Annotated in this window: 21 protein-coding genes; 9 read left to right on the forward strand and 12 right to left on the reverse strand. The window is 60.0% G+C overall.

The genetic code is table 11. From position 1 onward, the window contains the following. Positions 1-261 precede the first annotated feature (261 nt). From ACYAR8_RS00720 to ACYAR8_RS00730, 3 genes are all read left to right on the forward strand, one after another. Entirely contained in the window at positions 262-1,113 is an 852-nt protein-coding gene (locus ACYAR8_RS00720; protein ID WP_108119218.1) for a phosphate/phosphite/phosphonate ABC transporter substrate-binding protein, read from the forward strand. Positions 1,114-1,142: 29 nt separating this feature from the next. Next, positions 1,143-4,055, forward strand: a complete 2,913-nt coding sequence (locus tag ACYAR8_RS00725) for a putative bifunctional diguanylate cyclase/phosphodiesterase (protein ID WP_463578758.1) — start codon at positions 1,143-1,145, stop codon at positions 4,053-4,055. Positions 4,056-4,373: 318 nt separating this feature from the next. Beyond that, complete coding sequence (locus ACYAR8_RS00730; RefSeq protein ID WP_065988840.1) at positions 4,374-4,613, forward strand: hypothetical protein; 240 nt, start codon at positions 4,374-4,376, stop codon at positions 4,611-4,613. A gap of 21 nt (positions 4,614-4,634) precedes the next feature. Here ACYAR8_RS00730 and ACYAR8_RS00735 read toward each other — a convergent pair whose 3' ends face one another. The 10 genes from ACYAR8_RS00735 to ACYAR8_RS00780 all read right to left on the reverse strand — a co-directional run bounded on the left by ACYAR8_RS00735 (position 4,635) and on the right by ACYAR8_RS00780 (position 15,926). Beyond that, the gene (locus tag ACYAR8_RS00735; protein WP_074883697.1) at positions 4,635-5,789 is read right to left on the reverse strand and encodes an ATPase; all 1,155 of its coding nucleotides are present in this window, start codon (positions 5,787-5,789) and stop codon (positions 4,635-4,637) included. Positions 5,790-6,003: 214 nt separating this feature from the next. After that, complete coding sequence (locus ACYAR8_RS00740) at positions 6,004-6,837, reverse strand: phosphodiesterase (protein ID WP_463578759.1); 834 nt, start codon at positions 6,835-6,837, stop codon at positions 6,004-6,006. Between the two features lie 24 nt (positions 6,838-6,861). Continuing rightward, a complete protein-coding gene (locus ACYAR8_RS00745) occupies positions 6,862-7,893 on the reverse strand; it encodes an ABC transporter ATP-binding protein (protein WP_463578760.1) in 1,032 nt (343 codons plus the stop codon). Then, positions 7,890-8,684: an ABC transporter permease gene (locus ACYAR8_RS00750; protein WP_463578761.1), complete on the reverse strand. Its 795-nt coding sequence runs from the start codon at positions 8,682-8,684 to the stop codon at positions 7,890-7,892. The genes ACYAR8_RS00745 and ACYAR8_RS00750 overlap by 4 nt, the downstream gene beginning before the upstream one ends. After that, positions 8,681-9,550 (reverse strand): ABC transporter permease, encoded by an 870-nt coding sequence (locus ACYAR8_RS00755; protein WP_463578762.1) that lies wholly within the window; start codon positions 9,548-9,550, stop codon positions 8,681-8,683. Before ACYAR8_RS00755 ends, ACYAR8_RS00750 begins: the two co-directional genes overlap by 4 nt. Next, a complete protein-coding gene (locus ACYAR8_RS00760) occupies positions 9,551-10,555 on the reverse strand; it encodes an ABC transporter substrate-binding protein (protein WP_463578763.1) in 1,005 nt (334 codons plus the stop codon). It abuts the gene before it with no gap. Beyond that, positions 10,539-11,570: a LacI family DNA-binding transcriptional regulator gene (locus ACYAR8_RS00765; RefSeq protein ID WP_463578764.1), complete on the reverse strand. Its 1,032-nt coding sequence runs from the start codon at positions 11,568-11,570 to the stop codon at positions 10,539-10,541. The genes ACYAR8_RS00760 and ACYAR8_RS00765 overlap by 17 nt, the downstream gene beginning before the upstream one ends. 555 nt (positions 11,571-12,125) lie before the next feature. After that, on the reverse strand, positions 12,126-14,708 hold the full coding sequence (locus tag ACYAR8_RS00770) for a M10 family metallopeptidase C-terminal domain-containing protein (protein WP_463578765.1): 2,583 nt from the start codon (positions 14,706-14,708) through the stop codon (positions 12,126-12,128). Between the two features lie 390 nt (positions 14,709-15,098). Next, positions 15,099-15,413, reverse strand: a complete 315-nt coding sequence (locus ACYAR8_RS00775) for an RcnB family protein (RefSeq protein WP_463578766.1) — start codon at positions 15,411-15,413, stop codon at positions 15,099-15,101. A gap of 183 nt (positions 15,414-15,596) precedes the next feature. Then, positions 15,597-15,926: a DHCW motif cupin fold protein gene (locus tag ACYAR8_RS00780; RefSeq protein WP_463578767.1), complete on the reverse strand. Its 330-nt coding sequence runs from the start codon at positions 15,924-15,926 to the stop codon at positions 15,597-15,599. Positions 15,927-16,227: 301 nt separating this feature from the next. Here ACYAR8_RS00780 and ACYAR8_RS00785 point away from each other — a divergent pair, with 301 nt between their 5' ends. Next, positions 16,228-17,406, forward strand: coding sequence for an MFS transporter (locus tag ACYAR8_RS00785; RefSeq protein ID WP_463578768.1), 1,179 nt, complete (start codon positions 16,228-16,230; stop codon positions 17,404-17,406). A 44-nt stretch (positions 17,407-17,450) separates the two neighbouring features. On the opposite strand, the gene ACYAR8_RS00790 is transcribed toward ACYAR8_RS00785, so the two are convergent. Further along, complete coding sequence (locus tag ACYAR8_RS00790; protein ID WP_463578769.1) at positions 17,451-17,825, reverse strand: MerR family transcriptional regulator; 375 nt, start codon at positions 17,823-17,825, stop codon at positions 17,451-17,453. A 149-nt stretch (positions 17,826-17,974) separates the two neighbouring features. On the opposite strand from ACYAR8_RS00790, the gene ACYAR8_RS00795 reads away from it, so the two are divergent. The 3 genes from ACYAR8_RS00795 to ACYAR8_RS00805 all read left to right on the forward strand — a co-directional run bounded on the left by ACYAR8_RS00795 (position 17,975) and on the right by ACYAR8_RS00805 (position 19,794). Further along, positions 17,975-18,349, forward strand: coding sequence for a hypothetical protein (locus ACYAR8_RS00795; protein WP_463578770.1), 375 nt, complete (start codon positions 17,975-17,977; stop codon positions 18,347-18,349). 320 nt (positions 18,350-18,669) lie between these two features. Next, positions 18,670-19,299 carry a LysE family translocator gene (locus ACYAR8_RS00800; RefSeq protein ID WP_108119207.1) on the forward strand — a complete coding sequence of 210 codons (630 nt, stop codon included), beginning with the start codon at positions 18,670-18,672 and terminating at the stop codon, positions 19,297-19,299. A 60-nt stretch (positions 19,300-19,359) separates the two neighbouring features. Next, entirely contained in the window at positions 19,360-19,794 is a 435-nt protein-coding gene (locus ACYAR8_RS00805) for a GNAT family acetyltransferase (protein WP_463578771.1), read from the forward strand. 87 nt (positions 19,795-19,881) lie between these two features. On the opposite strand, the gene copM is transcribed toward ACYAR8_RS00805, so the two are convergent. Beyond that, the gene (gene copM, locus ACYAR8_RS00810) at positions 19,882-20,223 is read right to left on the reverse strand and encodes a CopM family metallochaperone (RefSeq protein ID WP_074883740.1); all 342 of its coding nucleotides are present in this window, start codon (positions 20,221-20,223) and stop codon (positions 19,882-19,884) included. On the opposite strand from copM, the gene ACYAR8_RS00815 reads away from it, so the two are divergent. Together ACYAR8_RS00815 and ACYAR8_RS00820 are read left to right on the forward strand one after the other, a co-directional pair. After that, on the forward strand, positions 20,192-20,563 hold the full coding sequence (locus ACYAR8_RS00815) for a hypothetical protein (RefSeq protein ID WP_463578772.1): 372 nt from the start codon (positions 20,192-20,194) through the stop codon (positions 20,561-20,563). The genes copM and ACYAR8_RS00815 overlap by 32 nt on opposite strands. After that, positions 20,560-23,163, forward strand: coding sequence for a PAS domain-containing protein (locus ACYAR8_RS00820; protein ID WP_463578773.1), 2,604 nt, complete (start codon positions 20,560-20,562; stop codon positions 23,161-23,163). The genes ACYAR8_RS00815 and ACYAR8_RS00820 overlap by 4 nt, the downstream gene beginning before the upstream one ends. Positions 23,164-23,189: the final 26 nt, after the last annotated feature.

Below are 23,189 nucleotides of genomic sequence, written 5' to 3' on the forward strand. Positions count from 1 at the left end.
TGTGCACAGCCGCTCCAGGCCAGCGCTGAAGCCTTCGTCATCACCTTCCGCGCGGGCATCTTGAGATGAGGACAAGCTAACCGCCTTCGCTAATGGGATCCATGATGAAGTGCACGTTAGGGGATCCAATTAAGTTAACTATTTATTTATGCAACACGTGCTTCAGATCCACGTTTTTCGGCCGATTAAATTAGATTGCCGAGCTTAATCTGGCTTTAACCGCCGTTGGGTGAGAAGTCAGTCTACATCTGGAGTGAACACGTGACGTTACGTCTAACCTGCAAAGCTATTATTATTGCGCTGTCTTTAGGGTTGTCAAATGTGGCTGTCTGTGAAGATCTTAAAGTCTATAATTTTTCGCCTGTCAATCAATACAACCTTAATCTCTCAGCCAGTTTCTGGAACCCGATCATCCGGTATGTGTCCGAAAAAAGTGGTGTGAATCTCACTCTGAAATTGGGGCGAACATCGTCCGACACGACCAGTTATGTGCTCGCACAAGAAGTTGATTTCGCTTTTACCAATCATCTTTTTAGCCCTGAGCGCGACAAAATGGGCTGGAAGGTATTTGGTCGCCGTGACGCGCCTCCCCTCGAAGGACAAATCGTGGTACCTGCCGATTCGCCTATCCAGAGCCTCGCGGAACTGGACGGCCAGGAAGTCGTGTACCCGGGACCTGAAGCGTTCATTGCTTATAAAGTCACGAGCTCGGAACTGATAAAGAAAGGCATAAATACGTCTACCGTGTTTGCAGGAAACATGGACGGCGCGTTCAGCCAGCTGCTGAGTGGCAAGGCCCAGGCGATGGGGGTGAACTCACAGCTGGTCAGCGGCTACACCGAGAGAGAGGGCAAGTCGTTCCGCGTATTGTGGAATTCGTCCTCGTTCAATGATTTGGCGCTCATGGCCTCACCCAGAGTTTCTCAAAAAGAACTGGCGGCGGTCGCCAGCGCATTTTTCAACATGGAATATGACAGCGTCGGCAGCAAGATTCTTCATGACGCGACTGAGTTAGTGCATGCGCCCGAACCGGTTAAATTCATTCCTGCGACGGAAGCGGATTATGCGTCCTATCGTGATTTTTATAACAGCGCCCCGGCAAACCGCAAGTAATCATTCTCACATCCAGCTGGAGGCTGTTAATGAATTTCTTTAAAAGCCTTGTGCCCAAATCACTGACGTCGCGCATATTGACGATGCTGTCCATTCTGATCCTGGTTTTCCTCACGACGGGGCTGGGGCTTTTTTATAAAAATCAGATGCTTCAGCACATTGAAGAGATACAAGACAGCGCTAACATGCTGATAGAGGTTGCCGCGCAGGCCGTGGAGGAAAGCGTCATCATTGGTGATTACGACACCATCAAAAGGACCCTCGAAAAAACCTTGTCTCGTTCGCCATTCAGGTCGGCCATGTTTATCGACCTGTCGGGTGGGGTTATTCGCCTGCAGGCACCCAGTGCACCATTTGGCAGAGCCCCGGAATGGATAGAGTCGGAAGTCGCTGCACGATTATTCGACGTCAATCGCCCGATCACTATCGGCGGGAAAGATTATGGCGTGATGCGTCTGTCTTTCAATGCCGAGAGGATAGCGGCAGAACTCTATACGTTGGTGGTCCAGGCAACGATCCTCGCACTGGTATTTTTACTGACAAGCCTGGTACTGATGGGGTTCATGATCAAGCGGTCGCTTGCGCATCTGGGCAAGCTTCACTCTTATGAGGCGGAAATCGCTTCAGGCGCAGTGGCCGCAGAAGCCGTGTTGGTCGCCGATGCTCCCATGGAGATCCAGGAGGCGATAAAAGCGGTAAATCGTACGGCAGCGAGTATGCGCAATCACTTTGGCCAGCGCATCGAATCGTTGATGAACACACTGGTTCAGCATAAAAATGCCTTGGACGAGGTTTCAATCGTCTGCGAAGTTTCAGCCTCCGGCCAGATCACCTACGTTAACGAACGATTCGTCACCAGCTCACAGCATTCGCGAACTGAGCTTCTAGAGTTGACGATTGATGAGGTCTGGTCCGGCATGTCTTCAGCCGATCAGCCGTGGCACTGGGCACCTGGAAATGAGGTATGGAACGGTGAGGTCAGGCTGTCTGGCCGGACCGGTACCGATAAGTGGCATCGACGCACTATCATCCCTATCCTCGACGACAGGGGCGGCATTGAAAAATACATCTGCATCGATATCGATATCACTGACCGCAAAGAGTTTGAGGTGGCGATTCTGGATAACGCCAGAAGGCAAAACCTCATCGCCTTGTTTGGCCAGCAGGCATTGACGGAAGAAAACGTCAGCACGCTGGGTGAACTGGCAGCACTGACTGCCGCGCAAGGCTTGAAACTGAGCAAGGCCGCGTTGTTAGTCGTTGATCAGGTAAGTAACGGGGTAATCCTCAACGCCGAGGTTGGCTTGACCCACTTTGACATCCGGAGTGGTTACAACAGTGAATTTCTCGAAGGCACTCCTTCCTCCACGCCGCTTGCCAGGCATCCTGATACGACTGACGCCACGTTCAAATTGCTTTCTGGCGATGCGGTAAAAGCTGACAGCCTCAGAAGCAGCATCGAAGTCGACATATCGTGCAGGGAAGTCTTCAAGGGCATCCTGGGGGTTTATGCCACTACGGACCAGCCCTTTACACGTGAAGACGTCAGCTACATTCAAACACTGGCAAACCTGTTGGCGGCCGCCCTTGAAAGGGATGACGCCAAGAACAAGCTAACCTACCTCGCCGAAAATGATTCACTCACAAATCTGCCCAATCGCTGGTTTCTGAACAATTATCTGCGCGGGGCCATTAGTCGCCAAACGTCAGATGCAATCAGCGTCATTTTCATCGATCTGGACAGATTCAAAACCGTCAACGACACCATGGGCCATTCAGTAGGTGATGAATTGCTTATCCAGGCGAGCCGCCGCCTGGAAGACTACATTGATGAGAACAGCATGGTTGCACGCCTGGGAGGCGATGAATTTTCGATCGTGGTCACCCATCCTGTCTATTCGGAACATCTCATCAAGTCGCTCGCGACCAATGTTGTCGATGCACTGGGCAAACCGTTCAACCTTCGTGGCCAGGATATATTTGTTTCAGCGAGCGTAGGCATCGCTAACTACCCGCTTGATGGGAGTGACGCTGGCGTTATCCTCAAGAATGCGGATACCGCCATGTACAATGCCAAAAAAAGTGGCCGCAATAACTTCAAGTTTTACAACGCCGAGATGAACCAAAGTGCAGTTAAACGCCTGCAGACTGAAACCCTGTTGCGGGGCGCACTTGATCGCGATGAATTCATTCTGCACTTCCAGCCAAAGGTCAGCCTGACCGATGGCAGGATAAGTGGGCTTGAGGCTTTGTTAAGGTGGAATCATCCAACGCTCGGCCTGGTTTCTCCCGCTGATTTCATCCCCATGCTTGAGGACACCGGCCTGATCATTCCGGTGGGCGAATGGGTTATCCGGAAAGTTTGTGAAACCCTGAAAAGCTGGGAAGAGAATCACATCAGAATGGTACCGATCGCCATCAACCTGTCAGCCAGGCAGCTTCAGGTAAAAGGCTTGGCTAAAATCGTCAAGCGCATCCTGGAAGAGTACGGTATCAATCCCGCGCTCTTAGAGTTTGAGCTTACCGAATCCGTGCTAATGATTGACCCCGAGTCGGCCGTTGAAATACTGCGCGATATAAAGTCATACGGCATAAGTCTTTCCGTCGATGACTTCGGAACGGGTTATTCCAGCCTAGCCTACTTGAAGCGATTCCCTATCGACACCCTCAAAATCGATAGAATGTTCATAAAAGACATCATGAGCAACCATGAAGACGCGGCTATTACCCGAGCGGTCATCGTATTGGCGCACGAACTGGACCTGAATGTCATCGCGGAGGGCGTCGAAACATTCGACCAGCTCCAGATGCTTGTCGAACATGGCTGCGATCAAATACAGGGTTATCTTTTCAGTAAGCCCATACCCAGTGATGACTGTGCTGCACTGATTAAGTCGTCACGCAGTTTGGCCGTAAAATTTCCTGAAAATGGTGTTGCGTAGAAATGCGATTTTCAGGTCGTGTTCAGATGGGTATTTCGCCGTGTTCAGGAGTCGGAAAAAAGCCTGCTCTTCTGATCAGCAAATGGCTGAATCTCCGTCGCTGACAAGGTCCGCTATCCAGTCAGCGGCGGCTGCAGGCTACCAGCCTGACATTTTTGCCGAGACCTTTGCGCCGCTTGAATCGGCGCGGTAATCAGGAGCGACGCGCCTGTCATTGCGGGCGGGCAACCCATTGAGGTCGCGGCACAGCGCAGTTATTGGCACACTGTGCCGCATACGCTTCAAACACAGACCGCCTGACCTTTACCTGGACGTCACATGACACCCAACGCTGAACTCTATAACCCTTCCACCGAATATGCCGACAAGCTGATTTCGCGGATTGGACAAACACCTTCGTGGATCGCAAAGCGTATCGGTGTGACTGACAAACGCATCCGCTACATCCTGGATGGCGAAAGAACCGTCAAGGGAGAAACCACGCCCATTCAGATGACCTACACCGAGCAGTTCGCCCTTGAGTGCCTTGTCCAAGAGGCCATAGCCCTCAAGAGATAACCGTTCCGGGCTGCCCCGAGGCTACAGGCCTTCAAGCAGCCCGTCGGCACGAAGCAGATCAACGATCACGTGCTCATCCACCGCATAAACACCCCGCGAAGCCTTCCAGACCAGGTTCTTTTCCTGCAGGGCAATGAGGGCTTGCTGCACGCCCGGCACCTCGACCTTGATGTCGCTTTCGGCAATCCCCGCCTGCTTCATCGCTGCGGCGTACAACGCCATGGTGGGCGCCTCGAAGGGGGCGTAACTTTCGCCCATGCTCCCCATGACGCGAATCACGGCGGACTGAATCGGGGTGAGGCTGTGGAGCACCTTCTTGAGATTCGCGTTCAGTTCATCGGCTTGCGCCCGAACCAGTTCGGCAAAACGCTCACGTACGTTTTCAGGGTCGATGAAAAAGTCAAAGCGGATGGCATCAGCTGCCGCACCGAGCAATTCGGGGCGATAGCCACTTTCTTTGAAGAGCTGGAACACCTCCGCCGGATCAAGCGGTGATGGCAGATCAATGTTGGCGCACAGCCAGTCAATGTAGTTTTGATCAAGCGTCGGGAACGGCACCATCGATGCCCCGAAGAACGCCTGATCCTTGCTGTTGCGCAGCATGGCCAGTTTGTCCCTGTTCGAGCCGGTGCAGACGATGCGCAGGCCATGGTGCCGGGAGCTGTTGAGTTCGTCCCTCGCCGCCTTGAGCGCGAACAGCGCCGCCACCCCCGCCTCGGTTGTAATCGCGTGTTGCGCTTCATCGATCATCAGAACGATGAGCTTCTGCGATTCGTCGGAGAGCGCCACCAGCGCCGTGGTGAGGTCGATGTCTTTGCCGAGGCCGATTTTATCCAGGCTGAAATTCAAACCGCCGACAACCACCTTCTCTATTCCGGAAGACTTGGCCAGCCGTGTGATGAAACCGTCGCTACGGCCAACCGCTTCGCGGATGGCGTCCACGATGACGAGGCCGGGGTCTTTGGTCAGGTCTTGCCAGAGGTCGGCATACAGCACGATCGCCCCCGCTTTTTCCAGCGCGGGGCGCAGGTCTTCACGGGCGAAAGTGGATTTGCCTGTACGCCGGGGCGCAGCCAGGAAGACGCCGGAGCTCGCGGAACTGCCCACGGATATCTGCATGATCAGCTTTGAGAGTCGGGTGGCCAGTTCGGGACGGTGGTAGAAGATTTCAGGCATCGGTAGACCTCAGGCACAGCTATATAGGCAATTATAGAGCGACTATAGACCAATTATAGACAGGTATGAAACATGCTTTTATAGGTGATTATAGACCGACTATAGACTGATTATCGGTAGCCCCGTCTCAGTCGCGCGCCAACCACCGGCGTCCGCTGAACAGTCGGGCGCCGCCGGGCGAAAGCGTTGGGACAAGCCAGGGTATGAGGCGTACCTAATCGATCAAGCCCTGAGCGTCGTAAAACGGGTACGGACCCGGGTAATCGCCAAACACGCCGTTATGGGTGACAAGCCCCTGCTCCGCTTCCCAGCGATGCAGCAGATAGCCCGCCGGCTCAAGGTTGAAGTGCGCCGGGGCGTCGTCGCGCAGGTCCAGCACGATCTGGTGCGAGGTGCCCGGGCAGGTGCAGCTGATGCTGCCTGCAAAGCGTCGTTGCATCGGCCTATGCAGGTGGCCGCACAAAACCCGTTCGACTTGCGGGTGGCGTGCGATGACCTGCTCAAGCGCCGCACCGTTGATGAACGCTTCGCGCTCCATGTGGCCGATCCCGGTGACAAACGGCGGATGGTGCATGATCAACAGGGTCGGCACGTCCGGGCGTCGGCCGAGGACTTCGTCCAGCCAAGCCACCTGACTGTCCAGTACCTGCCCGCCGTGGGCGCCGGGAATGGTTGAGTCCAGACCGATGAGGCGCACCGGGTGCTTCTCGACGACCCAATCCAGGGGTGACCTGGGACAGAGCGGCAGGTAAGCGTGGTCGGCAAATTCGGCCAGCAAGTGCTCGCGGACATCGTGATTACCCGGCACCAGGTAATACCGCATGCTCAGGCGCGCCAGCTCGGGGTGCAGGACGGCGTATTCATCTGGCTGACCGAAGTCCACCAGGTCGCCGCTGATCACCACGATGTCCGGGCGTGGCGTGCTGGCGTTCAGATGATCGACCGCGCGACGCAAGGCGCCAAGGGTGTCGACCACGCCATAGGTGAGCTTATTGCCGGCCTTGAGGTGCAGATCGCTGATCTGCGCGATGAGAAACGGAAGACTCAAAATTGACCTACCCAAAAACAGTGATTACGGGTGCAGGGCAAACAGCGCCTGCGGCTCGATGGACAGGGCGATCAGATCACCCGGGGCATGAATGACGTTGTCGGCGCTGTCGACCAGCAGCGGTTGCGCGGCGCCGACTTCGATCAGCAAGCGGCTTTGCGCGCCCTGAAAAAACTGTCCCAGCAAACGCCCGTGCAGGTGCCCTTCGCCCTTCACCACCCGCAGGTGCTCAGGCCGGCAGTAGACGGTGGACGGCTCACCCGCCTCAATCCACGGCAGTTCGCCGCCACTGACTTTCAGGCCGTTGACGGTGCGGCCTGCCACCGGGAAGGCGTTGAGATTGCCGACGAAACCGGCCACGAAGGGGTTGGCCGGTTGCTGATAGATTTCACGCGGGGTGCCGAGCTGGGCGATGCGCCCTTGCTGCATGACCAGAATCCGGTCGCCCAGGGCCATGGCTTCGCCCTGATCGTGCGTGACGAACACCGAGGTGATGCCGAGGCTGCGCAGCAGTTGATCGAGCTCGCTGCGCAGGCGTTCACGCAGTTGCGCGTCCAGCGCTGCCAGCGGTTCATCGAGCAGCAGAACTTTCGGCCGCGGCGCCAGGGCACGGGCCAGTGCCACCCGCTGCCGTTGTCCGCCCGACAGCTCATGAATGCCGCGTTTGGCGTGTTCCTGCAGGCCGACCAGTTCCAGCAGCTCGGCGCAGCGCTTGTTGCGCTCGGCGACGGCCATACCGCGCACCTTCAGGCCATACACGATGTTGCCTTCCACCGAGAGGTTGGGAAACAGCGCGTAATTCTGAAAGACCATGCCGACGTCGCGGCGCTCGATGGGCAGGCGGGTAACGTCCTGATCGCCGAAAAATACTTGGCCAACGTCCGGCCGTTCCAGTCCGGCAATCATCCGCAGGGTGGTGGTTTTACCGCAACCGGACGGGCCGAGGATCGCCAGGGTCTCCCCCGCCTCGATGGTCAGGTTGAGGTCGTGAACAGCGACGGTGCCGTCGGCGAAAGCCTTGCGGCAGCCGATCAGGCGCAGCGTGGTTCCAGTCATCTTTGCTCTCCACGGGAAAGGCGTGTGCTGATGGCCTGCAACGCCACCAGCAGCGGCACAATCATCAACAGAAATATGAGGGTGTAGGCGCTGGCGACTTCCAGCCGCGCCGAGGCGTAACTGTCCGCCAGACCCACCGGCAGGGTTTTGGTCATGGGCGTGTGGAGCATCCACGTCAGGTTGAATTCGCCCAGGGACAGCGTCACGACCATCAGCACCCCAGCGAGAATGCCTGCCCGGCAGTTGGGCACCACCACGCTGAAGAAGCGTCGCAACGGACCGGCGCCGAGACTGGCAGCGGCCTCTTCCAGCGTCGGCAGATGTTGACGCTGCATCACCGCCATCACCGGCCGCACCAGAAACGGCAGCGTGAACAGCACGTGGCCGACGAGGATGAACAGCCAACTGCTGCGAAAACTGCCGAACTGGCCGTAGGTCAGAAGCAAGGCCAGGGCGCTGGCGAGGCCGGGCATGGCCACCGGCAAGACCATCAACTCCTCGAACGCGCGGCTGAAGCGGTTGTTCATCCGCACCAATGCATACGCGGCCGGGACGCCGATCACGCAGACGCACACCGCGCAGGCCAGGGCCAGTTGCAGGGACAGCCAGACGGTCGGCGAATAGGCCTGCCAGACTTGCGCGATCCAGTCGACGGTCAAGCCGCTGGACACGCCCTGAAAGTAATTGCGCGTCAGCCCGGCCAGCAGCGACATCAGCACCGGCACCAGCATGAAGGCGCAGACCACCAGCGTGAACAGCAGTTGCGCGATGAACAGCGATGGGCGCTTCACAGGACCGTCCTCGACTGCTTGACCATGCGCCGCGCGAGCAGCAACACCGCCCAGGTCAGCGCACCCAACACCACCGACAGCGCCGCCGCGACGGTAAAGTTGGCGTAGTTGGTGAACACGTTGTAGATCGCCACGGGGGTGACGTTCAGCTGGGTGCCGAGGGTGAACGCCGTGCCGAACGCGCCCATGGACGTGGCGAAACAGATTGCGCCGCAGGACACCAGCGCTGGGGCCAGCCCTGGAATGATCACATCACACACCACCCGCCAGTGCCCGGCGCCGAGGGAGTGGGCGGCCTCTTCCAGGCTGCGGTCGAGGCTTTCGCAGGCGGCCATAATCGTGAGGATCACTCGCGGAATCGAGAAATACAGATAGCCGAGGAACAGGCCCGCCAGGGAATAGGCGAACACCCAGCGCTCACCCGCCAGTTTTAGTCCGAGCATGGCGAACAGCCCTTGCCGCCCCGCCAGCAGAATCACCAGAAAGCCCACCACCACGCCGGGAAACGCCAACGGGAAGGTCAGCAATGCGACCAATGTCGAGCGGCCGAAAAAGTGCTGACGGGCGAGAAATACGCCGGTGATGCCTCCCACCAGCAGTGCGGCGAGGGTCACCACGGCAGCGAGCACACAGGTTTGCGCCAGGCTGCCCAGGTACTGCGGGCTGCTGAGCACTTGCCAATAACCGCTGCCGGCGCCATCCCGTTGCTGTCCGCCGAGCAACATGAGGTGCGCCAGCGGCAACAGCCAGAACGCCGCCAGCACCGCGGCTGCTGGCGCCAACGCCCAGGCAGCCGTCGGACGCAGACGCCCTATCAGAGACCCGCGCGCGCCGGCATCCTGCGCCTTCAAAACCGTGCTGCTCACTTACTTGACCTCGCTCAGGTAACGCGCGGCGAAGGCTTCCTGCACGTCGGCCATGTGCTGGTAATCCACTACGCCGGCGCGGGCGTAATCGCTGTCAGGCAGGAATTGCGCGGCCACCTCGGCCGGCATCTTCATGGTGCGAACCGGGCGCAGATAAGCCTTGGCCCACAGCGCCTGGCCCTGCTCGGAGAGGACGAAATCCAGCACTTTTTCAGCGTTGGCCTGATGCGGGGCATTGGCGACCAGACTCATCACGTACGGCACGCTGATGCTGCCCTCTTTCGGGATAACGAAGGCGACGTTGGCCTTGTCCTTGTAGCGGGCGCGGTAAGCGTTGAAATCGTAATCCACCAGGATCGGCAGCTCACCAGACAGCACTCGCGCATAAGCGGTTTGCTTGGGCACGATCGGTGAGTTCTTCGCCAGCTTCTGGAAGTAGTCGATGGCCGGCGCGAAGTTATCCAGGGTGCCGCCCATGGCCTGGTTGATCGCTACAGCGGAGACGTAGCCGACGAACGCGCTGGACGGATCGAGGTAACCGACCATGCCTTTGTATTCCGGCTTGAGCAGATCAGCCCAGCTTTGCGGGACCGGCAAGCCACCCAGTGCATCGACGTTGACCATGATGCCGAGGGTGCCGGAGTGGATCGCGAACCAGTGGCCTTCCGGGTCCTTAAGGCCTGCGGGAATGGCATCCCAGCCCTTGGGTTTGTAGGTGCCGACCACGCCGGCTTTCTGTGCCTGCAAGCCGAAGGTCACGCCGTAATACACCACGTCCGCGACAGGGGCGGCTTTCTCCGCCACAAGCTGCGCCAGGGACTGCCCGGAGTTCTTGTTGTCCAGCGGCACTTGCACGCCGGTGCTGTCGGCGATCGCCTTGAGCTGGGTGCCCCAGTCCGCCCATTCCGGCGGGCAGTTGTAGCAGATCGCGGTTTCGGCGGCCTGGGTCAGGCTGGCCACGCCACACAGCAGCAGTGCCGCCAGGGTTTTACTGAAGCGGATCATGGAGCGTCTCCTCGAAGGGCTGATTGTAGGGTTGAGTACTTTCGCCCGGCCGGATGTGGCACGGCAGGCAGTGGGAAGTCGGCGCGGCGCCGGCGATCTGCGCCAGCAATTGATCGATCACCGTGGTCGCCAGGGCGGCGATGGGCTGGACGACGCTGCACAGGGTCGGGTGCATCTGGGTGCCGATGTCGATGCCGTCGAAACCGATGATCGACAGCTGCTGCGGCACCGCCCAGCCGTGGCGGCGCAGTTCCGCGATCAGGCTGATGGCCAACAAATCGTTGGAGCAGACCAGAGCCGTGGGGGCATGAGGACCGTTTAACAGCGGCGCGAGCGCGCTGAAATCGGCCTGGGTGTGGCTGGGCATTTCGATGATGGGCATGGCGGCCAAGCCGCGCTCAACCATGGCGTCGCAGTAACCGGCGTAACGCTGCCGCGCCCGGTCGGACTGCAGGGTCGGTCCCGCCACCATGCCGATGCGTCGATGGCCGGCGTCCAGCAGATAGCGTGTGGCGAGGGCCATGCCGGCGCGATTGTCCACCGATACGGCGCTGTACTCGGTGCTGCCGGGCTGGTGATAGGCGAGAACAAAGGGGGTGTCTTCGGTGGTAAGACTTTGCAGCACGCGATTGCTGTGGGCGTCGGTCACCGTGAGCACCAGGCCGTCGACCCGTTGCCGCAGCAGCTCTTCAACCACCGCGCTTTCCCGTTCGGCGCTGTAATCGGTTGTCGCCAGCAGCAGGTTGTAACCCCGCAACCGAGCGGCGCGCTCCATGGCTTGAAACTGTTCAGCGAACACCGGGTTGAGCAGACTCGGCACGACCACGCCAATAAGCTGGGTGGTTTGCAGGCGCAGCTGGCGGCCGAGCAGATTGGGACGAAAGCCTAGTTCTCGCGCGGCGGCGAACACCTGGTCACGGGTTGCCGGGCGTACCACTTCGGGGGAGGCGAAACAGCGGGCGGCGGTCGCTCTGGAAACCCCGGCCACCCGTGCAACGTCTTTCAGGTCACTCATGATCACTCGCTTGAGATCGATCTCATTGGCGAGGACATTACGGCGTCAATGTGGCATTTCAGGGGCAAGGATGTGACAGATTGGAGCCATGGGGTGCCGTGGCGTTGACTGCGCATCCTTGCATGGAATTGGCAGCGAACTAATTGTGGGACCGGCTTTAGCCGGGAAGACGGCAGGTGTCACACCGCAAATCCACGGGTGTCAGGACTGGCCTATTCCCGGCTGAAGCCGGTCCCACTAGAGAACCGCGTGCATCCCGGGGGATTGGCGGTGAACCAATTGTAGGACCGGCTTTAGCCGGGAAGAAGTCAGCTGCTACACCGTAAATCTGAGGGTGTTTGGACCGGCCTATTCCCGGCTGAAGCCGGTCCGACTAGCGAACCGCGTGCATCCAGGTGGATTGGCGGTGAACCAATTGTAGGACCGGCTTTAGCCGGGAAGACGTCAGCTGCTACACCGTAAATCTGAGGGTGTTTGGACCGGCCTATTCCCGGCTGAAGCCGGTCCCACAATGAGATCGCGTGCAGCCTGAGAGACCGCATGCGTTGAAGGTGATCAGGCGTCGGACATCACCACATGGTCCATCGGCGCGGCCACGCCCACTACCTTGATCTCGGCCCCATTGCCTGCCGCGCTGAAAGCGAAGTCATCGGCTTTCAGAGTGTGGCTGTAATCCCCCGCCAGGGTAACCTGGAATTTCTGGCCAGCGCTGTCCGCTTCGTTGCTGCGCACGTAGGTGCGGTCGCTGTTGGCGTTGTAGCTGACCTGCAAGCTGCCGTCGCGGCCATCGCCCAAGCCTGTGAAGCCCAGAGCAGAGACATCCAGCGTGTCGTGGCCGGTGGTGAAATCAGTGATCAGGTCTGCCGCGCCGACGTAGCTGTCGCTGATCAGATCAAAGCGGAACGTGTCCTCGCCCGATCCGCCGGTGAGCTTGTCGCTGCCGGCACCGCCAACCAGTAAATCATCACCAACGCTGCCCGCCAGCACATCGTTGCCTGCCAGGCCAAACAAGGTGTCGTTGCCCCAGTCGCCATACAGCGTGTCGGCGGCTGCGGTACCGGTAGCGTTCACCGAGGTCAGCGGCTGGGACGAATCCGTGCGCGTGTCGTCGGGGTTGGCGAACAGCACGTTGCTCGCGGTCAGGTCGTAGAGGTGATTGCCGTTGAGCAGGATTTCAAAGCGATTGCCGTCGGCGTCCGGTTCCAGCGACTTCAGCGCCGTGTGATCACCCGCCAGATTCAGCACCACTTTCAGCGTGCCGTCGTAGCCATTGCCCAGGCCTTTGAACCCCAGCGCCGTGAGGTCGAGGCGATCATGGCCGTTGCTGTTGAAGTCCGTGATCAGGTCGCGCTGCGCGTAGCTGCCGCTGGCATCGTTGCGCAGGCTGTCGCTGATGCTGGTGTAGACAAAGGTGTCCGCGCCCGCCCCACCCGTCAGCGTGTCGCCACCGCTACCCCCGACCAGCCGATCTGCGCCGCCGTCGCCTGACAACGTATCGCGTCCGGCACCGCCGAGCAGCACGTCATCGGCAGCGGTCCCCAGCAGCTTGTCTTCACTGGCCGTGCCGGTAATCGACGAAAAGAAGTTCGCTGCGCTCAGGGTGCTCAGATGATTGCCGTCGAGTGCCAGTTGGAAGCGGTTACCGGCGGCATCGGCGTCCAGGCTGGACAGGTAAGTGATGTCGGTGCCAGCGTTATAGGTCGCCTTGAGCGTGCCGTCGTGGCCATTGCCAAGGCCGGACAATCCCAGCAAGGTCAGGTCGAGACGGTCGCTTGTGTCGTTGAAGTCGGTAATGCGATCGGTGAAGGACGTCGTCGCCGTGCGATAACTGTCGCTGGCCGAGGTGAATCGAAACACGTCGCTGCCGCTGCCGCCGCTGAGGCGGTCCGCGCCTGCACCGCCATGAATGACGTCGTCACCGGCGCCGCCATCGATGCGATCGCGCCCTGCCCCGCCACTGATGAGTTCGTCCGAGCGACTGCCGATCAGCGTGTCGGCGCCCGCACTGCCGCGCACGATCAGCACATCGCTGTTGTTGTAGACCTGGGTGTTATTGCCCGCGGCGCTGATGTCGCCGGCTTGGGTGCCGTTAATGACGTTGCCGAAGATCACGCTGCCTTCGACGCTCGCCACGTCCGACGGCACCTCGGCCACGCCCCAGGTCGATCCGTCGCTGCCGGTGATCAGGTTGTCATAGACGAAATTCTGCGTGCCGTTATCGCTGCCCAGATTGCGGATTGCGACTTCCGGCACATCGTTGCTCTGCGCATTGCCGTGAATGACGTTATTGGACACCTCGATATGGGTCGTCCCTTGCAGGTTGACACCCGAGCCGCCGTTGTCGTGGATGTCGAGGCGATACACGCCGCCGTATTCGATACCGCGCATGTGCACGCCATCGCCGCCGTTGCCGTAGACGTCGCCGCCGATGACACTGAAGAAGCCGGTGTCGACGCCACTTTCTTCATGGACGTGAATCCCGTCACCGGCGTTACCGGAAGCCTGGTTGTCGGTCAGTGAGACCGCCACGCTGCCAAGGCCGACATTGATCCCGTTGCCGCCGTTGTCCAGCGCTCGGTTGTCCTGAAAGGTCAGTGCGGGCAGCGACCCGCCCACTACGAAGCCGTCGGCGGCGTTGTCTGTGGCCGTGCTGTTGCGCACCGTCAGATGCACCGACGCGCCGCTCAGGTCGAAACCGCTGCCGCTGAAATTCGTCGCAGTGACGCCGTCGATCAACAGATTGGTACTGCTCGCCCCAGACTGAGACCAGCCACTGACCTGCCCACCGCCGTTGGCCTGACTGCCATCCAGGGACAGATTGCTGACTGTCGCGTCTCGCACGGTGCTGCCTGCTACCAGGCCCAACAGCGAGGTGGTGTTCAATCCGGCGCCATCGGCCAGCTTGAGCACGCTGTCACCGGCGCCATCGCCGGTGAGCGTGACGTTGCTTTTCAGCGCGAGCGCGTTGCCCGAACCGTCGCTGTCCGACACCCGCCAGGTGCCGCCAGGAATGTAAACCTTGCCCCCACCCGCAGCGCTTGCGGCATCAATTGCCTTTTGGATGGCGACGGTATCGTCTGTGATGGCATCGCCCTTGGCGCCATAATTGCGGATATCAAAAGTGGGGGTGATGCTCATGCACTGCTCCTGCCTGGAAACTGACGACCTGTGAACCCGTTATCGCAACCGGTTCGGCGAACAGGTTGGACCGGCTGAGTTCCTGATTGTTAGTTCCCTGAAAGGGGCTTTCGTCGGATGAGCAGCGCCTTGCTGGTATCACTGCTGCCGCAGCCGAACGACTGGAGGCAGTAATTCGTGGGATCCGCTTTAGGCGGGACGGCATCGTGTGCCGGGCCCCGAGATTGATGGTGCGCCGACGGCCTCTTCCCGGCTGAAGCCGGTCCTACCAGGCCACACACATCTAGTCAGGCTAGCGGTGAACCCACTGTGGGACCGGCTTTAGCCGGGAAGGCGTCAGACGTCACGCCTTCATTCGTTGACTGAGGAATGGGGTGTCAGCCAACGGCGTTACTTGTGACCCTTGGCCTTCGGCACCATCTGCTTGATCGTCCCGGTAGGGATGTCGATCAGGGCATATTTGTCCTTGATCTGCACCCACTGTTGATTCTCGTCCGGTGCGGCCAAGTGACGTGCACGCCAGTCTTTGACGGCGAGGCTCGGACGTTGATATTGGTCCGGGGCGTTGTCGCCTTCCTTGATTTCCTTGACCCCCGCGCCCGGTCGATCCATCGTCACGCTTGGCTGTTCGGCAGCGTAGGAAAAGCTGCTGACTGCGCACAGCGCGGTGAACAGCAAATGAGGGAGGTATTTCTTTCCAGGCATGATCAGGTCCTCTGGCAAACGAGTGCCGCTAACTGAGTAGAGATTGACGGTGCATCCGTCATGCTCAGACCGGGACTGATTCGCAGGAGTTCGATCGAGTCGTGTGCGTTCAGACGCGTATCACCCGGTTACTCAAACCCACAAGCAGGCCTTGCTTGTATAAAGCCCCAAGCACCCGCAGCACTAATCCACGATGAATAGCCTGGCGCCCGCAGCGCTCGAAGACTTATGCGCCTCCGCGTTGTCAGCCACCTGATAGCTCATACCCGGACTCAGGGTGAATGTCCGCCCATCTTCGAGCTCGGTGTCTAGCTGACCCTCAAGGCACAGAAGAATGTGCCCTTTGCTGCACCAATGATCGGCCAGGTAGCCGGGACTGTAATCAACCATGCGCACCCTGACACCACCAAACTGGCAAGTGCGCCAAAGCGCTGTGCCGGTTTCGCCCGGGTGTGAGACGGCTTCGAGTTTAGACAAGTCGGTCGTACCAAATGGAATGTCGGTGAGTTTCATAGCGGCCTCAGCAAATGAAGGGACTCTCGATGCTACCGATGCGACGCCGGGTCAGACAGATGGAGATCAGATTGATTGGGCCCATACGCTCGCTTCGACTTTTGTGGTGATTGCCGTTGGAGCAACAGCGAATACCAGAAGCCGACGATCATTGGCGCGTCATGAATGGCGGGCGATGCAGGCTCGGACCTCGGGATGATGCAAAAGCCACTGTTTCCCAAAGACAGTGCCTCGATTGCCTGTTGACCTGCCCCGTCTCAATCCCTAGGGTAGCCGGCCTTCTTTACCCCTCGGGAACCCCATGTCCAGCCGCAGCAAACTCCCCTCTACCGTCTACCTTCTGGGCCTGACGATTTTCTCGCTGGTGACAGCCGAATTCATGGTCGCCGGCATGATGCCGGCACTGGCCGACGCGTTCTCGGTCAGTCTCGCCCAGGTCGGCAACCTGATCGCCTTTTACGCCTTGGGCATGGCGATCGGCGGCCCGGTTGTGACCGTCCTGCTGCTGTCAAAAGGCGTCAGCAACAAACGCTCTTTGATCGCGCTGCTCGTCTGTTATGTGGTCGCCGGCGCAGTCGCAGCGGCCGCGCAAAGTTATCTGGTGCTCGCTGCTGCTCGCGTAGTCATGGGCATTGCCAGTGCCGTCTGCATCGGTCTGTGCATGACGGTGTGCGCAGGCCTCGTCACTCCGGAACGTCGCGGTCGAGCGGTGTCGGTGGTCCTTGCCGGGCTGATGCTGTCCCCCGTCGTAGGCGTGCCGCTGACTACATGGGTCGAGCAACACTTCGGCTGGCGTGCGAGCGCCTGGCTGGTGGTGGTGCTGGCGATGCTGTGCACGGTACTGGCGAGCAAGCGCCTGCCGGCGAGCGCCAAAGGCAGTGAACCGCCACTGCGCCAACAATTGACCGACATGAAGAACCCGCCCCTCTGGGCGGCGTACCTCACCAGCGGTTTGATCATCGGCGCGACCTTTGCCGCATTCAGCTATTGCACGCCCATCCTGATTCAGGAAGTCGGGATCGCGCCGAAATTCGTCGCGCCGCTGCTGGCGCTGTATGGCGTCGCGAACGTGCTGGGCAACTGGGTAGTGGGCCGACTGGCGGACCGCTACATGATGGCGATCGTCGGCTGGGGCTTGGCAATCATGGTGCTGGCGTTATCCGGCTTCGCCCTGGCCGGGGATCATCTGTGGCTCAACCTGATGTGCTTCCTCGCCCTCGGGCTGACCGGCGTCGCGCTGAACCCTGCGATGGTCGCGCGCGTCATGAAAGCGGCCGAGCCCGGTGCGTTGGTGAACATCATGCACACCTCGGTCATCACCGCCGGACTGGCGTTCGGCAGCTGGGCGGGCGGTGTGACGATCGACGCAGGCCTGGGTTTGCGCTCGCCGCTCTGGGTCGGTGCGGCCATGGCCCTGGCAGGATTGCTGAGCCTGGTGCGGCCGATCGCGATGCGTCGCAGCCAGGCGCTGTGCGACTGAAAGCGGCGTAACTGACGTCCGGGCATTGTCAGGTGAGGCGTCCTTCAGGGTGCGTCACCGGCGCCATTGCCCAACAGCGGACAGACCTGCCCGGCCCGCTCGGCCAACAGATTGCGCAGCGCGTGCATCTGCCCGATGCGCTCGTCCAGCAATGCGATTTTCTCGCTGAATAATCGAGCCAGCAGGTCGCTGGAGACCTGCTCGCTGTTCCATAGCAACGGCAGGTTTTCGCCGATCTCCTTCAGCGAAAACCCCAGCTGTTGAGCCAATTTGATGTACCCCACCAGCTGCAGGGTCTCCTGCGGATAGTGCCGATAGCCATTGGCACTGCGCCGGGGTTTGATCAGGCCTTTCTCCTCATAAAAACGCAGTGCGTCAACGGACACGCCAGCGTGCAGTGCCACTTCACCTATTTTCATAACGTTTAATGCTCACGTTGACTCTGGACCTAAGACCAGGCTTTAGCCTGCGGGCTCAACTGTGAGGGAAGATCATGATCAGCGCAAAGACCAACAGACACCTCGTCAGAGGCAGCGCCTTTTACGATTTGATAATGACAGCGGGCTTCATGACGCCCTGGACAGCCGCATGGGTGTTCAACACCTTTGCCGCGCTGTCGACCGCTCTGGCAATGCAGCGACCGGTGCCCACCCTGGACGTCAGCGGGATGCTGTTCGCCAACCTGCTTGGCAGCGTGGTGGTGGTCTGGTCGTTGTGGCGCCTCGCGCAACCGAGCCGCCGCATCGGGTTATACGACGCAATGGCAAGGGCGCTGTTTGCGGCCTGGCAGCTTTATGCGGTGGCCCATGGCGCGAGTTTTCTGATTCTCGCGTTTACGGTTTTCGAGGTGGGGTTTGTTGTTGCACAGGTCTGGCCGGTCTGGCATTCAGGACAAGGCAGCCAGAGGGAGAAACAGGCGCCAGCGTCGTCCGGGGGGCAGTAAACGGAATAGCTGCGCCCTCGAACCAAGCGCGGCGCCCACCTGCACGAAGCGCTCAACCGAACCGCAGCAGTGCCGCATCAATGAATCGGCGCAGCTGGGTTGCTACGCCGGGCGGATTGATCGGGCTTAGCAGCGTGCAGTCATGACCTCGACACTCCTCATCACGGGGCGCAGGCCAAGGCTGAACGGCACATTGAATTGCCCCACGGGTCCTGGCGCCACTGAATGACGTCATCCTGCAAAGCCCTCCAGAGAAGCGCCACCGTCCGGTAACATGGGTGCCTGCACTCGCCGCTTACATAACTTCGGAAAGGAACGTGATGATTGATATCTCGATACTGCTGCTTTTCGCTGGCGCCTGCGTTGCGCTCACGCTGACACCGGGCCCGGACATGTTGTTGATTGCATCGCGGAGCATGAGCCAGGGCAGAGCGTCAGGTTTCGTTTCACTGGCGGGCATTCAGGTGGGCACCTATTGTCACGCGCTGGCTGCCGCACTCGGACTCTCTCAATTGTTGATCAATGTCCCCGCTGCCTACGACGCGGTGCGGTTCGCGGGGGCTGCCTATCTGGTTTTTCTCGCCTGGAAAGCGTTCAGCGCCCCGTCGCCGCTGCATGCAGATGCCGACCTTGCACCCACGCCGCTTCTGAGTATCTTTCGGCAGGGAGTGGTGACCAATCTGCTCAACCCGAAAATGGCACTGTTCGTCTTGGCGTTATTTCCGCAGTTCGTTGATCCGACGAAAGCTTCGCTGGTCGTGCAGATGCTGATATTCGCCACGGTTTTGAATGTCATCGGTTTACTGGTGAACGGCGCAGTCATCCTCCTGGCCAGTCGAATCGGGCACAAGCTGGCGACCAATGTCCGTATCGCCAAGCGCCTGAATCAGGTGCTGGGTGCGGTTTTTTTGGGGCTGGCCTGTCGGCTGGCACTGGTCTCGGGACGATAAGTCGCGAGTGCCAGCGCAGAAAATCCCTTCGCCCACTGCCGCTGAATAAGGAGCCTGACCATGGTTGCCATTACCAACTACTCCGACGCGCTGCATCGCCAGGCCGTGATCGAACTCTGGGACGCCGTATTCGGATACGAAACCGCCCATAACACGCCCGGCCTCGCCATCGACAAAAAGCTGGCCGTGGCGGACGGTCTCTTCTTTGTTGCCCTGACGGACAATGAGGTGGTGGGGACCGTGCTGGCCGGCTACGACGGCCATCGTGGCTGGCTGTATGCGGTGGCGGTGGACCCCGCTCATCGTAGGAATGGCCTGGGCGTACAGTTGGTTCGTCATGCCGAGCACGCCCTGACTTTGCGGGGGTGCATGAAAATCAACCTGCAAATCCTCAGCACCAATGCCAGCGTCCAGGCGTTCTATGAGTCTGTGGGGTACGCAACCGAACCGCGCATCAGCATGGGCAAGAAAATCGACTCGAACATCACGAATTGATGCGCACGCAGCAGCGGCTGCGTTGCCCTGCCACGCCGCATGGGCGGACATCAGCGCCCCTGATAAGGGCCGCAGGGTTTTGCCGCTTTACTTGGCCGGATGCGCTTTCAGCCAGGCCTTCATCTGCGCGATTTCCGCCGCCTGGGCCGCAACGATCTTGCGCGCCAGTTCCAGCATCTCCGGATCCTTGCCGTACTTGAGCTCGATCTTCGCCATCTCCACCGCCCCTTCGTGGTGAGGCAGCATGCCCGCGGCGAAGGCAACGTCTGGATCGTCGCTCATCATGCCGTGATGCATGTCGTCTTTCATGGCGCCCATTGATTGCTGGTAGGCCTCATGCATCTGTTTGACGTCCTCCGTCTGGTCGGCCTTGACGGCTGTGACGGCAAGCAGAGCAATGACGCTGACAACGGCGGCAATCTTTTTCATGACGGGAATCCTGGATGAGGGTAAAGACGAAGCCTTTACGCTAGACCTTTCCACTGCGGCAAGGTCAAGCGCATTGAGCAGCCCATTGCAGCAGGACAGGTCAAAAAGCCACCCCCCGGTGAACAAACGCCAACTGCGGGCCTGGCAAATCATTCCCGGTGCCGGAACCTTTATCTCGCTGCCCGAGTCCTTTCTGGAAGCCGAATTGCATTCTGCCAGCATGCAGCGTAAAACGCTGGCCGCCGATATTGCTGGACCCGTCGGCTGGCGCAGTTCCGGAAGGCGCATGGCGCACCTCCGACCTCAGGTCATAACGTTACATTTGCAGGTGGACACTTGAAGCATTTGACTCGGGAAGCCCTTGAGGCTGAAGTCGTGCAGTTGCGCTCGGCATTGAAGACAAGTGAAGCCCTGAGGCTGGAAAGCCTTTGCACCGGCATACGGCAGAACGCTATCGCGGGCTCGCTCGACAATACGGCTGAGCGCGCCGCCGAAGAGGTGGCCGAGCAGGCGATGGAAGACGCTCAGACTCGCTACCGCCTCGCGGTCAAAGCCACCAACGATGCGATCTGGGACTGGGACCTCAAAGAAAACCACGTCCTGTGGAACGACGCGCTGGAGCGGGTCTACGGGCATCCGCTCGCCACGGTCGAAATGACCGGCGAATGGTGGATGGCACAGATTCACCCCGATGACAGGCAGCGCATCGTCAACTCGATCCATGACGTGATAGACGGCCGGCAGACCGGCTGGAGCGACGAGTACCGATTTCGCCGGGCCGACGGCACATACGCTCAGGTACTCGACCGTGGGCACGTTATCCGCGACGCCCAAGGCGACGCCGTGCGCATGATTGGCGCGATGCTGGATCTCACGCCGATTCGCGACACCGAGGCCGCACTGCGTCAAAGCGAGGAGCGTTTCAGGACGATTCTGGAAACAGTCGACGCGGCCTTCGCCATCGTTCAGGTCAAGTTCGATGCCAATGACTACCCGGTCGACTATCGATTTGTTGAAGCCAACCCGGCATTTGAACGTGAGGCTGGCGTCAACCTGCGGGGCAAATGGGTCAGGGAGTTTGCCCCGGATCTGGAGCAATTCTGGTTCGACACCTACGGCCGGGTGGCCAAGACCCGCGTGCCGGCCACATTCGAAAGCTACGCCAAAGCCTTTCAGCGCTGGTTTGACGTGCGGGCCGTGCCCGTCGGCGATCCTGCCGAATGTCAGATTGCGATCATCTTCAACGACGTGACGGGGCGCCGCGATGCCGAGGAGCGCCTGCGTCAGAGCGAAGCCGTCGCGCGGGCGAACGTTGAGCGTGTGCAGCTGGCCCTCGCCGCCGGGGCCATTTTCGGGACCTGGCACTGGGATTTGCCCAGCGACAGTTTCACCGTTGACGAAGCCTTCGCCCGAGCGTTTGGACTCGATCCGATGCTGGGCCACGAAGGGCTTAGCCTGGAGCAGGTGGTGGCAACCGTCCATCCCGAAGACCGGGCGGGGCTCATGACAGCGATCAACGAAGCGCTGGGTCGCGGCGGTGCCTATGCCCACCAGTATCGCGTCCGTCGGGCTGACGGCAAGTACTACTGGATCGAGGCCAACGGCAGGGTTGAATTCAGCGACGAAGGCATGCCCTTGAGTTTTCCGGGCGTCCTGATTGATGTGGAGGAGCGACGTTCGGTCGAGGCCCAGCGCGACCTCGCGACCGCCGCACTGAGGGCGCTCAATGAGACGCTCGAACAGCGCGTGGCTGAACGCACCGCAGCATTGATGCAGGCCGAAGAGAAGCTGCGCCAGTCGCAAAAGATGGAAGCCGTGGGCCAACTCACGGGCGGGCTTGCCCATGACTTCAATAATTTGTTGGCGGGCATTTCCGGTTCGCTGGAGTTGTTGAGTGCCAGGTTTGCCCAGGGTCGCCTGACGGACGTCGACCGTTACCTGACCACGGCACAAGGCGCCACCAAACGGGCGGCCTCCTTGACCCACCGGTTGCTGGCGTTCTCCCGCCGACAGACACTCGATCCTCGGCCCACCGAAATCAACAGCCTGGTCGAGGGTATGACCGAGCTGATCCAGCGCACTGTGGGGCCAAGCATCACCGTTCAGACCATTGGTTCGCCGGACAGCTGCGTTGCACTGGTCGATGCGAGCCAGCTGGAGAATGCGCTGCTGAATCTGTGCATCAACTCGCGAGACGCCATGCAGGACGGCGGCAGCATTACCATCGAGACCCGTTGGCAAGTCGTGGGAACCGCGGAAGCGGCGGTGCTGGAGGTCCCCGAGGGCGAATACCTGACCCTCAGCGTCACCGACACCGGGACCGGCATGCCGGCCAACGTCGTGGCGAAGGCATTCGATCCTTTCTTCACCACCAAACCCATCGGCCAGGGCACCGGCCTGGGCCTCTCGATGATTTACGGTTTCGCCCAGCAATCCGGGGGGCAGGTTCGCATTGCCTCTGTGGTCGGACAAGGGACCACGCTGTCCATCTACCTGCCCCGCCACCACGGGCATCCCGGCTCCAATGAAGCGCACTTACCTGATGCTGCCGCTCAAACTGCAGGCATTGGTGAAACGATCCTTGTTGTGGATGATGAACCCACAGTGCGCATGCTGGTGACGGAGGTGCTGGGCGAGTTGGGCTATTTCGTCATGGAGGCGGCGGACAGTGCCAGCGGACTGACGCTGCTGCGCTCGGACATGCGTGTCGACATGCTTGTCACCGATGTGGGCTTGCCCGGCGGCATGAACGGCCGCCAGATGGCGGACGCCGCGCGCGAGCTGCGTCCGGGACTCAAAACGCTGTTCATCACCGGCTACGCGGAGAGCGCGGCCATCGGCGCCAACCAGCTTGAGCCTGGCATGCATGTGCTGACCAAGCCCTTTGCCATTGAAACACTGGCTGCTCGCGTGCGTGAACTGATGAACACGCCGATCTGATCCCCACGCCGGCATTGGCTGATCAG

This window comes from Pseudomonas sp. HP_01 (genome assembly GCF_055284355.1).

What these genes read in the sequence shown, in the direction of transcription:
- ACYAR8_RS00725 (WP_463578758.1), top strand. Translation starts at nt 1,143, where the DNA reads ATGAATTTCTTTAAAAGCCTTGTGCCCAAATCACTGACGTCGCGCATA.
- ACYAR8_RS00730 (WP_065988840.1), top strand. Translation starts at nt 4,374, where the DNA reads ATGACACCCAACGCTGAACTCTATAACCCTTCCACCGAATATGCCGAC.
- ACYAR8_RS00735 (WP_074883697.1), bottom strand. Translation starts at nt 5,789, where the DNA reads ATGCCTGAAATCTTCTACCACCGTCCCGAACTGGCCACCCGACTCTCA.
- ACYAR8_RS00745 (WP_463578760.1), bottom strand. Translation starts at nt 7,893, where the DNA reads ATGACTGGAACCACGCTGCGCCTGATCGGCTGCCGCAAGGCTTTCGCC.
- ACYAR8_RS00760 (WP_463578763.1), bottom strand. Translation starts at nt 10,555, where the DNA reads ATGATCCGCTTCAGTAAAACCCTGGCGGCACTGCTGCTGTGTGGCGTG.
- ACYAR8_RS00765 (WP_463578764.1), bottom strand. Translation starts at nt 11,570, where the DNA reads ATGAGTGACCTGAAAGACGTTGCACGGGTGGCCGGGGTTTCCAGAGCG.
- ACYAR8_RS00770 (WP_463578765.1), bottom strand. Translation starts at nt 14,708, where the DNA reads ATGAGCATCACCCCCACTTTTGATATCCGCAATTATGGCGCCAAGGGC.
- ACYAR8_RS00775 (WP_463578766.1), bottom strand. Translation starts at nt 15,413, where the DNA reads ATGCCTGGAAAGAAATACCTCCCTCATTTGCTGTTCACCGCGCTGTGC.
- ACYAR8_RS00780 (WP_463578767.1), bottom strand. Translation starts at nt 15,926, where the DNA reads ATGAAACTCACCGACATTCCATTTGGTACGACCGACTTGTCTAAACTC.
- ACYAR8_RS00785 (WP_463578768.1), top strand. Translation starts at nt 16,228, where the DNA reads ATGTCCAGCCGCAGCAAACTCCCCTCTACCGTCTACCTTCTGGGCCTG.
- ACYAR8_RS00790 (WP_463578769.1), bottom strand. Translation starts at nt 17,825, where the DNA reads ATGAAAATAGGTGAAGTGGCACTGCACGCTGGCGTGTCCGTTGACGCA.
- ACYAR8_RS00795 (WP_463578770.1), top strand. Translation starts at nt 17,975, where the DNA reads ATGACGCCCTGGACAGCCGCATGGGTGTTCAACACCTTTGCCGCGCTG.
- ACYAR8_RS00800 (WP_108119207.1), top strand. Translation starts at nt 18,670, where the DNA reads ATGATTGATATCTCGATACTGCTGCTTTTCGCTGGCGCCTGCGTTGCG.
- ACYAR8_RS00805 (WP_463578771.1), top strand. Translation starts at nt 19,360, where the DNA reads ATGGTTGCCATTACCAACTACTCCGACGCGCTGCATCGCCAGGCCGTG.
- ACYAR8_RS00815 (WP_463578772.1), top strand. Translation starts at nt 20,192, where the DNA reads ATGACGCTGACAACGGCGGCAATCTTTTTCATGACGGGAATCCTGGAT.
- copM (WP_074883740.1), bottom strand. Translation starts at nt 20,223, where the DNA reads ATGAAAAAGATTGCCGCCGTTGTCAGCGTCATTGCTCTGCTTGCCGTC.